This window comes from Paenalcaligenes niemegkensis, assembly GCF_022230885.1.
Lineage (GTDB): Bacteria > Pseudomonadota > Gammaproteobacteria > Burkholderiales > Burkholderiaceae_B > Paenalcaligenes > Paenalcaligenes niemegkensis.
The window spans coordinates 150,776-162,570 of record NZ_JAKGCT010000005.1 but is presented as its reverse complement, the minus strand read 5'-3'; the positions used below and the strand labels follow the sequence as shown (position 1 = coordinate 162,570).

Sequence of the window (11,795 nt, the reverse complement as noted above, 5' to 3'; positions counted from 1 at the left end):
ATATGGACGCCACACTGATCGGCTATGCCGCATCTCCGAAGGACTTATCAAACGTGCCCGACCCACTGAAACAAGCTAACAATCTCCACCCTCTCTTTCTCGAAAACAACGTACTCGGTTTGGTTTTCGACCTCGACGGCACCATTATCGACAGCGCTGCGGATATTCTCCATGGCATGCGCCTGACTCTCGAACAGTGCGGCCTGGGAACGCTGCCCGATGACTACTTTCCTGATGACCTGCACGGTACTGCTGAAGGCATCCTGCATTCGATCATCGTCGAGATGGGATGGCCGATACCTACCGACTTTACCGTCCTCAAAGCGCAGTACCTCTTGAACTACACCACACTGGATCACCAGTGCACCCGCCTTTATGACGGAGCGCTTGACGTGCTGCATGCCTGCCGCGACGCTTCATTGCCCATGGGCATCTGCACCAACAAAATTCATGTCAGCGCGGTGGCTGCTACCCAGAAAGTCGGTATCAACGGATTATTCGATTTCATCACCGGCTCCGACACCTGGGCAGAAGCCAAGCCCTCGCCTGTGCCCTTGCTGGAAACCATTCGCGAACTCGGCATCACGCCCGAGCAATGCCTGTACTTCGGAGACACCTCGGTAGATGCTGCCTGCGCCCGCGACGCCGGGGTTCGTTTCGTACTGCATCAGTCCGGATACGGAGATCAGGCCCTCAAAGGCGCATCGTCGCATTTTAGCTTCCGTCACTGGGACGAACTGCTGGCGACCAACCCAAGTGCAAGCCTTATTCTTTAGCAAAACACCTAAAATCCAGAAACGCCGGCATTCCTAAGCAGCAAACATCTGCTGCTGTGCGCCAGTGGTCAACAGAAGTAAACAAAAACATGTACCCTGCTAAAACTCATAGCACTGAATCTATTGGCATCACCTTGATCTTGTTGCTGGCCCTGCTGACGGGGCTGGACGCACTGGCGATCGATATGTACTTGCCCGCCATGCCCGCGCTGGCGAACGATTTTAGAGCGTCTTCGGGACGCATCCAGCAAACACTCTCTATCTTCCTGGCGGGCCTTGCTATCGGACAAGCGCTCTATGGCCCGTTACTGGATCGCTATGGCCGGCGCCTCCCCTTGCTTCTGGGTGTCGCTATATTTGTGATCGGCTCCATACTTGCTGCCTTGGCACCGACGGTAGAATGGCTACTCGCTGCTCGCTTTCTGCAAGCCCTAGGCGCTGCCGCAGGCCTTGTAACACCGCGCGCCATTGTTGCCGATCTGTGCGACCTGAATGAATCAGCACGTATCTTTTCTTTGCTCATGCAAGTAATGATGATCGCGCCTATCGTGGCACCCTTGCTTGGAAGCTACGTGCTCGCTCATGGCGACTGGCGTCTCATTTTCTGGATATTGGCAGCTTTGGGTATCGCCGGCTTCTTGTGGGGCTTGCGGGAAATTCCGGACTCATTGCCGGCAGAGCGCCGCGTGCCATTAAGTTTCAGGAACATCGTGCAGGCTTATGGCCGCCAGATGCGCAATCCTGTTTTTATGGCCTACACACTGGCGGGCGGCTTCATTTTCGGCTCGCTTTTTACGTATATAAGCGGTTCCTCCTTTATCTTCACCCAGCATTTCTCGCTAACTCCCACCCAGTACGGCTATTTGTTCGCAGCCAACTCGGTGGCCCTGGTGTTAGGCGGTCAAATCAGCAATCAGATGCTCAAGCGAGGCACGCGCGAACAGCATGCAATGTATCTCGGGATCATCGTGCATAGCGTTGCAGGCCTGCTGCTGTTTTTGGCGGTGCGAACAGAAATAGCAAAGCTGTGGGTGTACTTCTCGTTACTGGCCCTGGCAGTGGGTTCTTTAGGCATGGTAATTGGCAATTTGACTGCCCTGACCATGGCTAATGCCGGACGGCAGGCTGGCACGGCGTCGGCACTGATGGGCACCCTGCATTATCTGCTATCTGCCATCATCGGCTATGCCGTCAGCTTTGCGGCTGCCGGACCGGCGTCTTTGCCACTTGCTATCGCTGTCTGCGGCGCGCTCGCATTGTTGCTGAGCCTAATGGCGGCACGTTTAATCACGGGACGCTCTGGACCAATAAATCATGTGACCTAAATAAGTTTTAGACAGCTCGCTATGCTGTCTACATTTCTCGACGCTACAACAATGATCAATACGTAGGTCGCATGTGCCAGCGTTAATGTCATAAGGCCACTGCATATTCAACAAGACCCGTATGCCAATGAGCCGGTCACATACGGGTCTTGTCTTTTATATAAGCCAAGTCAAAGTATTTGACTTAAAAAGGCTTGGGTTTTGGGATGCTGCGGACTATCGAAGAAGTCAGTTGGGCTGGCTTGCTCGAGGATTTTCCCCTCTGCCATAAATATGACCCGATCGGCCACACTACGTGCGAAGCCCATCTCATGCGTGACACAAACCATGGTCATGCCGTCTTCAGCCAAACTCATCATCGTCTCAAGCACCTCCTTTACCATCTCGGGGTCAAGCGCCGAGGTAGGCTCATCAAAGAGCATTGCCTTGGGGCTCATGCACAGTGCCCGGGCAATCGCAACCCGTTGCTGCTGACCGCCGGATAACTGGCTGGGATACTTATCTGCCTGGTTTTTAATGCGTACCCGGTCCAGGTACTTAAGGGCGACGTCACGGGCCTGGGTTTTGGACATATTACGTGCACGCATCGGGGCCAACATGCAGTTTTCTGCAACCGTCATGTGCGGAAATAGATTGAACTGCTGAAACACCATGCCTACCTCTCGACGGATAGCCTGGATATGAGCAGGGTTTTGGTCCAGAGTAATGCCATCCACAACGATCTCGCCAGAACGTATGTGCTCCAGAGCATTTATGCACCTGATCAGCGTAGACTTGCCCGAGCCCGACGGACCACAAACCACTATTTTTTCGCCCGGAGTGACTTCCAGGTTGATATCAACCAAGGCGTGATAGTCTCCATACCACTTGTTGACGGATCTCATCGAAATAAGCGACGGTTTTTCAACGATGCCTTGTGAGGCTGGATTCAAAGCAATATTTTCTTCTACAATCATATACGCCTCTACTGGCTTATAAATACATTTGTGTTTTTTATCTTATCAAGCTCTATTAAATTTATTTTCCAATCTTGTGGCATATAAAGATAATGGCCAGCAAAGAATAAAATAAATAGCGGCTACCAAACTAAAGATAATCAGCGGTTGAAAAGTCGTGTTATTGGTAATTTGACCTGCTCGAGTCAGCTCAATAAAACCGATAATTGCCGTTAACGAGGTGGCCTTAATAATTTGTACTAGGTACCCAACCGTAGGTGGTATGGAAATCTTGAAGGCCTGGGGCAAAATAACATCCATCATCTCTTGCTTGTAAGTCAGGCCCAAGGCTGAAGCCGCCTCGGCTTGCCCCTGAGGCACAGCTTGTATACAACCTCGCCAGATTTCCGCCAAGAACGCCGAACTGTTGATAATCAGTGCTATTGAAGCTGCATACCATATATCAACCTCGACCCCCAATATAGGCAAGCCGAAGAAAACCAGAAACAACTGCAACAATAAAGGCGTGCCCCGGAAGAACTCGATGTACACCTTAGTACCGATGCGCAGCCAGCGTCGCTTCGAGACCCGTCCCAGCGCCACCAGCAAGCCAACGGCCCCACCGCCGATAAAAGCAATAAGAGAGAGCAGAATTGTCCATTGCGTCGCGTCGATAATGAACCAAAAATCGTCAATATTAAATGTACGCATTATTTACGGTCCGGATAGTCAAGCGCATATTTATAAATCAACGAAAATAGCGCAGAAAACGTCAATGTCATGAGCAAATAAATAAGCGTCACCACAATATATATTTCAAAGCTTCTGAACGTTAATGATTGGAGGCTGGCCGCAACAGACGTTAAATCATCAGCAGAAATTACTGACACCACACTGGATGCCAACATCAAATAAATAAACTGGCTGGTTAGCGCTGGATAGATTGCACGTAAGGCAGGTTTTAGAATAATAAATCTAAAAACCTCGACCCCTGAAAGACTTAAAGCTCGTCCCGCCTCAATCTGCCCTTTTGGAATAGACTCTATGCCAGCCCTGACGATCTCACTGGCATAGGCACCTAAATTCACGGTCATTGCCAACAGGGCAGCCGTATGGGCGTTCAACTTCACGCCTATAGACGGAAAAACGAAAAAGAAAACAAACAGCTGAATAATAAACGGGGTGTTTCTGATTACCTCAATGTAGGCATTGACCAGAAAACGCAATAGCCCATTTCCGTTAATCTTTGCGGCTGCGCAAAGCACGGCAATGATTAACCCAAAAACCATCGATAACACTGACAGTTGTATAGTGACCCAGACGCCCCTAAGCAACAATGGCCATGCCTCAAACACAGGCCCAAACTGAAAAACATAGTTCATTACAGCATCCCTGCTTTTTACACAAGAATCATGAGACGCTGCCCGAATGCGAGCGAGCGCTCATAATCTTGTGAACATGACACGACATCACGGCATTTAGTTAGACGGTGCGCGTACCGAATCGGGTATAGGTGTACCCAGCCATTTTTGGAAGGCCTGGTCCAGAGATCCGTCTGCCACTTTTTCCTTGATAAAGTCATTCACCGCTGCAAGCAGTTCAGGACGATCCTGTTTCATGGTGATCGCCATTACCTGCTCGTTAATCACGTATTGAATTTCAAATTTCTCCGGATGTCTTTTTTGCACCTCAGAGGCAATGACCGTTGATGTTCCAGCCACATCGACTTGCCCAACAATCATGGCTTGCAATGCCGAAGCATCGTCATCAAAACGACGGATATCAGTGCCTTCTGGTGCTATTTTCATGACACCAATGTCGGTGGTGCTGGCTCGCGGGACACCGATTTTGTATTTAGTGAAATCTGCTGGTTCGTTGATCTCAATGTTCTTTGGCCCCAGCAGAACCATGCTTGCCGCAGAATAAGGGTTTGAGAACTGAACCTGTTTCTCACGCTCTGGCGTAATCGCCAGGGACGCTACCAGCACGTCAGCCTTATCCGTCAATAGATAAGGGATCCGATTTGGACCTGTGGTCACCACCGGCACCATTTTCACCTTTAGGTAGTCGGCCAGCATCTTTGCAACTTCAGCATCATAGCCATCAGGCTTATTGCCGGCCCCTGCACTCGCGTACGGAGGAAAATCAATCATCAAACCGATTTTGATTTCTCCCTTATCCTTAATTTGTTGCAGACTTTGATCTGTTTGAGCCGAAGCAGAGCTGCCAAGGCCGAACATTAGCGACAAGCCCAGCGCTAAACATAGTTTTTTCATGGTTGTTTCCTTGTTACACGAATTTAATCAAGCAGATCACTGGTCCAGTTATGCACTTCCTGACGCTGTTCGCCCAGACCTTCTATTCCTAGCTCCATCACGTCGCCATTTTTCAGGTACACCGGCGGTTTCTGTCCCAGGCCTACGCCGGGAGGTGTGCCGGTCGATATTAGATCGCCGGGGTAGAGCGTTGTGAACTGGCTGATGTAATGCACCAGATAGGCCACGTCATACACCATCGTGCTCGTGCTGCCGTCTTGATAACGCTTACCGTTAACGTCTAGCCACATGCCCAGATTCTGAGGGTCTTTCACTTCGTCGCGCGTGACCAGCCAAGGGCCGATAGGGCCGAAGGTGTCGCAGCCTTTGCCTTTATCCCAGGTTCCGCAACGCTCGATCTGGTACTCGCGCTCTGAAATGTCATTCACAACGCAATAGCCTGCAACGTGGCTTAAGGCTTCCTCCAGGCTGACGTATCGTGCTTTCTTGCCAATAACGACGCCCAGTTCCACTTCCCAGTCACTCTTTACCGACCCCTTGGGTAGAACCACCGCATCATCAGGCCCCGTGGGCTTGGACCACTTTGTAAACAAGACCGGTTCAGCAGGTACTTCTGCCCCTGTTTCTGCTGCGTGATCGCTGTAATTAAGACCTACGCAAAGAAATTTACCTAAACCAGCAAAAGGAGTACCGAGCCTGCCGGGTTGCTCAACCACAGGCAAAAGCTCCAGATCCAGGCCCTGCAGTTTCGCTAGGCTTTCGTCGCTAAGCTGCTCTGGCGTCACATCATCGATCACACCAGAAAGGTCTCTTACCTGTCCGTTTGCATCCAGTACACCTGGTTTCTCGCTGCCCACCGGGCCAAAACGCAATAGTTTCATATCCTGTCTCTTCCTTATTAATTAATTAGACCAGCCACCGTCAATAATCATGTTGGTGCCTGTCGTAAATCGTGATTCATCTGAGGCCAGATAAACGGCCATGGCTGCAATTTCTTCCGGCTTGCCTAAACGGCCTACGGGCTGACGATCAACAAAGGATTGCTCGATTTCTGCCGTGCTGCGATCCAGTGCTTCGGCCTGATTGGAAATACGTTGACGCAAGGAAGGCGACTCGATGGTTCCTGGGCAGATCGTATTGCAGCGAATACCACTCGCCACGTAGTCGGCTGCCACCGCTTTAGTCAATCCAATGACGGCCGCCTTAGAGGTTCCGTATACAAACCGGTTAGGGACTCCTTTAATGCTGGAGGCTGCCGATGACACATTGATGATTGAGCCATTTTGACGCTCTAGCATGCCAGGCAATACGGCCTTGATCATGTAATACATTGAACTCACGTTCAAAATCATGGATTGCTGCCAAGCCTGTTCGTCGCAGTCCAGAATGGTGCCGTGATGCACGAAGCCAGCGCAATTAAAGAGCACATCCACTGGTCCCAATGACGCTGCAAAGCGCTGTACCGCCTGCGCATCAGTCACATCCAGTTGCGCGGTCACAGCTCCTTCCAGGCCTTCCAGCAATTCGGGGCGCAAGTCAGTCGCCACAACCTTTGCTCCTTCAGCCAAGAACAATTCAGCAGTAGCGCGTCCGATTCCTTGCCCAGCTGCGGTAATCAACGCTACCTTTCCTTCCAGTCGTCCACTCATTGACGCAATCCTTTGATAGAGAATAACTTCACTAACGAAAAAGCTTTTTATATATGATTTGAGTAGACTATATAAATAAGGCCATGCTTGACTACACACTGGAGCTAGTAAAATCCCTATAAGGGAATAAAAACCATCAAAAAAGGCCCTTTAATCCACCATATGCAAAAAGTACTTTTTATATACAAAATATGAATGGTCTTCAATTTCTAAAAAGGCAGGAGACTGTATGAGTGAAAAAAACAGCGTCAACACAACCGAAACAAGCCGGCGTTACAGCGCCCCTGCGCTAGAAAAAGGCCTGGATATTCTGGAGGCCTTAAGTTCCTGCAGCCAGGGCTATAGCCTGAACGAACTGAGCATCCGCCTGAATCGCAGCGTCAATGAAATATTCAGGATGGTAAGTACCCTGCACCACCGGGAATACATCCAGATAAGCGAAAATGACCGATACACATTAACGCTGAAAATGTTTGAGCTCGCTCATCGGCAAGACCCTATCAAGGCGCTGATTCAGGAAGCCATCCCTCTGCTGACTGAACTGGCAGAACGAAGCATGCAGTCCTGTCATCTGGCCCTGTACCAAAATGGCAGAGTGATTGTCATGGCACAATGCGATAGCCCCGAACGATGGTCCTTTGGCTTGAAAACCGGCGCCCTGATCGGATTAACCGACACATCCTCCGGCCATGTATTGCTCGCATTTGCTGATGAAATAACGCGTGCCCGTATGCTCAATCATCACGTTAAGGTAGATGGAGAAGTAGCTCTTGATCCGGGGCAGCTCTTTTCGATTTTAGAAACAGTGCGTTCACAAGGTTATGCGACAATGCCCAGCGCTCAAATCATGGGGGTTACAAATATCGCTATGCCTATACGTGGCTTAGGGGCTAAGGTATGCGCAGCAATTAATGTGCCGCATATCGCACGTATCGACGGGCTTCGACGTCCGGACATCGAACAGATAAAAAACAACCTTCTCGACATCACCACACGTCTGTCTAAGAAAATGGGCCACAGTGCCACAGATACTATTAAAGAATAACGATAAATGTTTGAATTACTGCGAGTTTATGTTTCGGCTTTAGCAACGGTAGCGCCGCTCGTGATGTGTGGGGGCGTCGGATTCATCTGGGGAAAAAAGCGTCTGAGCTTTGATGCGCATTTCATATCCAACCTCGTGACGCTTGCAGGGGTTCCTGCACTGATTTTTCATACCTTATACAGCACGGAAATTGAAAACTCCGCCTTGCTGGAAATAGGGCTGGTTTCAACTCTGGCACTATTTCTGTCATTAGGGCTGTCTGCCTTGGCCCTTAAGTACCTGAAGTTTGAGCGGCGCCCCAACTTGCAGATTGTCAGTTTTCCCAACTCCGGAAACCTGGGCCTGCCACTCTCTGCACTGGCATTTGGTGAGATTGGCCTGTCAGTCGCCATCGTGTTCTTCGCTATCTGTACCTTTTTGCATAATACCGTCGGCCTGCGTACTATCTCAGACAGTCGGGATGGCAGTCATGGGAAAATCCTCGTGATGGGGTCGGCTATTGCCGCCATTGCCGCGCGGCTCGGTGGCATCAGCCTGCCGAACTGGCTTCTGGATGGCCTGGAGCTTATTGGCAGTGTCACTGTGCCGCTGATGCTTCTGAGCCTGGGTGTAACACTGGCAAGTATCTCGACTAAAGGCTTGAGGGCGGGCTCGGTCATTGCGGGCTTGCGCCTGAGTGTGGGCTTCATCAGCGCGGTGGTGATCTGCTGGCTGCTTGGCACCCCGACTGCCCTGGCTCCAATTATAGTGTTGCAAATGACCATGCCTTGCGCCGTAATAGGGTATGTGTACGTAGCCAAGTTTGCTCCAGAAAACGGTCAGGTGGCAGCCAGTGCCGTCTTGGTATCGACTCTTGTGTTTTTAGCGACTTCTCCGCTGCTCATTGCAGGTTTGAAGTACTTTTACCCTCATTGATTTTTAAATTACGGTTCAGTCATCAATGCACGCCGTTTTAAGCTCAGCCTTCCCCGTCTTTGCCTTGATTTTTTTAGGCTGGATTTTAGCCAAACGCAAGATTCTGGGGGCCTCCACCTCCAGCGCCTTAACTCGCTACGTCGCGCTGATAGCGCTACCCGCCTTGTTATTCAAAGTTAGCTCATCAGCTCCCTGGCGCGATTTGCTTAATGTGGGGGTCGTGATCAGCGTCGGGGGCGGGCTGCTGATCTGCTTTTTCACCGCTTTTTTTGTTTTTTATGGGCGGCGGGATGCATTGCGGGGCAAAGGTTTAGCCGGTGCGACGCTGGACGGCATGAACGCCTCGTACTCAAATGCGGGGTTTATGGGTGTGCCGCTGGTGGCCTTGCTGGTCGGCGAGACGGCCTTGATTCCTGCCGTCACCACGGTTCTGCTGACCGCCTCTGCACTCTTCAGCTTAGCCGTGGCTCTTATTGCCGGCGGCAGCGCCGAAAAAACCTCATGGTGGACGGTACTGGGCCGTATCGCTCGGGCCTTAGCCTTAAACCCTCTGGTTTTTGCCCCCGTTATTGGCATGCTTCTGTCTGCCAACAGCATTGGCGTGCCTTTGCCTATCAGCAATTTTGTGGATTTACTGGCAGCCGCTGCCGCCCCCACCGCACTGGTAGCCATTGGCCTGTTTTTGGCCTCGATCACCGAACAGCAGCCGACACACAGCAGCCCCAACCGATCGGCCATTGTTTGGTTACTTAGCGTAAAAATGATTGGGCAGCCCCTGATCACAGGGCTGCTCGCCTACTTTGTGTTTTCACTGCCGCCATACTGGGCTTACACATTGGTCATTTTGAGCGCAACACCTATAGGTATCGGCCCCTTTATGCTGGCTAACCTCTATGAATATGACACACGCGAGACCTCGTTACTGATCTTGTTATCGACCTTGCTGTCCGTATTCACGATTTCTGCTCTGATTACCTGGCTGCCTGCGAGCTAGATAGTTAATAACAATAGGATGGAGCAATAAAACGATAAAAGTGAGTGACACACAACGTTAAATAACTTTTTTTGCTATTAAAGAACGTTCGGCGCTAAAAAGTGTCGCAGGCACCTATAATAATTCAGAACGGTGTCACTTCCGTGTTGTGCCTGATAGTATGGGTTGCTTGCTTCGTAATCCGCTAACCTTATCAACAGCGGGTGACAGGCATCGAGGCTTCTTGCCAAAACATAGATGACGATCATTGCAGTCCCCACAACGAGCAACCCTTGCTGTGCTTGCGGCTCAAGAATTCGTAAAAATCCGCATGCTCGATCAGCATCGCCTTACATCGACTGGGTTTGGTAAGGGGCGATCACATCCTTTTTTGTTTATTTTCACCGCACAGGCCTCCGCGTCTTGAACTATTCAATCCTATGAGCACTTCCAACCTCTCACGTATCGAAAAAGACCTACTTGGAACACGAGTGATCCCTGCTGATGCCTACTATGGCATTCAAACTCTTCGTGCTGCTGAAAACTTCTGTCTAACCGGCATTACCCTGGCAAACTACCCGAAGTTTGTTATTGCGCTGGCTATGGTCAAGCAGGCAGCGGCCGCTGCCAATCATAAGCTGGGCCATCTGGATGAGCAGAAGTTCAATGCCATCAATAGCGCTTGCGGACGCATTATTGAAGGCGAGTTTCTGAGTGAGTTTATTGTCGACATGATCCAGGGCGGGGCCGGCACCTCGACGAACATGAATGCCAACGAGGTCATTGCTAACGTGGCGCTGGAAATAATGGGACACGAGAAAGGCGATTACGGCCACTTGCATCCCAATAACCATGTCAACATGGCGCAATCCACCAACGACGCGTACCCTACCGCCATCCGCGTGGGCCTGTTACTTAGCGTCGGAAGCCTGCTCGACAGCCTGAACCACCTTATCGAGGCGACAAAACTTAAGGCGGGCGAGTTCTCCACAGTGCTAAAAATGGGTCGCACCCAAATGCAAGACGCTGTGCCCATGACCTTGGGCCAAGAGTTTCAGGCTTTTGCCACGACTCTCGAGGAGGATGTTGCCCGCCTTCGCGTAATGGCCCCTGAACTGTTGGAAGCGGTTAATCTCGGCGGTACCGCTATTGGCACCGGCATCAATGCCGATCCTGGCTATCAAGCCTCAGCGGTCGAGTTTTTAGGGGAAATCAGCGGCCTGAACATTAAGGCTGCTCCGGACCTGATCGAAGCCACCTCAGATATGGGTGACTTCGTCTTGTTCTCTGGCATGCTCAAGCGCACAGCGGTCAAGCTCTCAAAAATCTGTAACGACTTGCGTTTACTTTCCAGCGGACCACGTGCCGGCTTCGGTGAGATCAATCTACCCGCGCGTCAGCCAGGCAGCTCAATCATGCCCGGAAAAATCAATCCTGTTATTCCTGAGGCCGTGAATCAGGTCGCATTCGAGGTTATCGGCAACGACCTGGCGCTAACCATGGCTGCCGAAGCAGGTCAGCTTCAGCTTAACCCCATGGAGCCGCTCATTGCCTACAAGCTGTTCAGCTCTATTGACGTATTGGCGCGAGCCATTGATATGCTGCGTATCTACTGCATTGAAGGCATCACTGCCAACGAGGCTCATTGCCAAAATCTGGTGCATCAGTCCATCGGTCTGATTACCGCTCTGAACCCCTACATTGGCTACGAGAACTCCACCCGCATCGCCAAGGAAGCCCTGGAAACTGGACGCGGCGTACTCGAACTGGTGCAGGAACAATGCTTGCTGGATGAATCGGTACTGGCCGACGTACTAAGGCCTGAAAACATGATTGCTCCGCGTAAATACAGATAAGTTGTAATTACCACCAGGCACCAGGGCCGCTGTCGTAACAGCGGC

The 11,795-nt window shown here is 51.0% G+C and carries 12 protein-coding genes; 6 read left to right on the top strand and 6 right to left on the bottom strand.

What is annotated here, in order from left to right; genetic code table 11:
- Positions 1–2: 2 nt before the first annotated feature.
- Together L1889_RS16390 and L1889_RS16385 are read left to right on the top strand one after the other, a co-directional pair.
- Positions 3–776: an HAD family hydrolase gene (locus tag L1889_RS16390; RefSeq protein ID WP_238666102.1), complete on the top strand. Its 774-nt coding sequence runs from the start codon at positions 3–5 to the stop codon at positions 774–776.
- A gap of 89 nt (positions 777–865) precedes the next feature.
- Positions 866–2,101, top strand: coding sequence for a multidrug effflux MFS transporter (locus L1889_RS16385; RefSeq protein ID WP_238666101.1), 1,236 nt, complete (start codon positions 866–868; stop codon positions 2,099–2,101).
- A gap of 170 nt (positions 2,102–2,271) precedes the next feature.
- Here the strand turns inward: L1889_RS16385 and L1889_RS16380 are convergent, their stop codons facing one another.
- From L1889_RS16380 to L1889_RS16355, 6 genes are all read right to left on the bottom strand, one after another.
- Positions 2,272–2,985, bottom strand: coding sequence for an amino acid ABC transporter ATP-binding protein (locus tag L1889_RS16380; protein ID WP_238666341.1), 714 nt, complete (start codon positions 2,983–2,985; stop codon positions 2,272–2,274).
- A gap of 117 nt (positions 2,986–3,102) precedes the next feature.
- Positions 3,103–3,747, bottom strand: a complete 645-nt coding sequence (locus tag L1889_RS16375) for an amino acid ABC transporter permease (RefSeq protein WP_238666100.1) — start codon at positions 3,745–3,747, stop codon at positions 3,103–3,105.
- The gene (locus L1889_RS16370; protein WP_238666099.1) at positions 3,747–4,418 is read right to left on the bottom strand and encodes an amino acid ABC transporter permease; all 672 of its coding nucleotides are present in this window, start codon (positions 4,416–4,418) and stop codon (positions 3,747–3,749) included. Before L1889_RS16370 ends, L1889_RS16375 begins: the two co-directional genes overlap by 1 nt.
- 96 nt (positions 4,419–4,514) lie before the next feature.
- Positions 4,515–5,312, bottom strand: a complete 798-nt coding sequence (locus tag L1889_RS16365; protein ID WP_238666098.1) for a transporter substrate-binding domain-containing protein — start codon at positions 5,310–5,312, stop codon at positions 4,515–4,517.
- A 23-nt stretch (positions 5,313–5,335) separates the two neighbouring features.
- Positions 5,336–6,193 carry a fumarylacetoacetate hydrolase family protein gene (locus tag L1889_RS16360; protein WP_238666097.1) on the bottom strand — a complete coding sequence of 286 codons (858 nt, stop codon included), beginning with the start codon at positions 6,191–6,193 and terminating at the stop codon, positions 5,336–5,338.
- Between the two features lie 21 nt (positions 6,194–6,214).
- Positions 6,215–6,961 carry an SDR family oxidoreductase gene (locus L1889_RS16355; protein ID WP_238666096.1) on the bottom strand — a complete coding sequence of 249 codons (747 nt, stop codon included), beginning with the start codon at positions 6,959–6,961 and terminating at the stop codon, positions 6,215–6,217.
- A gap of 229 nt (positions 6,962–7,190) precedes the next feature.
- Between L1889_RS16355 and L1889_RS16350 the strand changes: the two genes are divergently transcribed.
- From L1889_RS16350 to L1889_RS16335, 4 genes are all read left to right on the top strand, one after another.
- Positions 7,191–8,006, top strand: a complete 816-nt coding sequence (locus L1889_RS16350; RefSeq protein ID WP_238666095.1) for an IclR family transcriptional regulator — start codon at positions 7,191–7,193, stop codon at positions 8,004–8,006.
- A 6-nt stretch (positions 8,007–8,012) separates the two neighbouring features.
- Entirely contained in the window at positions 8,013–8,921 is a 909-nt protein-coding gene (locus L1889_RS16345; protein ID WP_238666094.1) for an AEC family transporter, read from the top strand.
- 25 nt (positions 8,922–8,946) lie between these two features.
- Positions 8,947–9,915 (top strand): AEC family transporter, encoded by a 969-nt coding sequence (locus L1889_RS16340; RefSeq protein WP_238666093.1) that lies wholly within the window; start codon positions 8,947–8,949, stop codon positions 9,913–9,915.
- A gap of 419 nt (positions 9,916–10,334) precedes the next feature.
- Complete coding sequence (locus L1889_RS16335; protein WP_238666092.1) at positions 10,335–11,750, top strand: aspartate ammonia-lyase; 1,416 nt, start codon at positions 10,335–10,337, stop codon at positions 11,748–11,750.
- Positions 11,751–11,795: the final 45 nt, after the last annotated feature.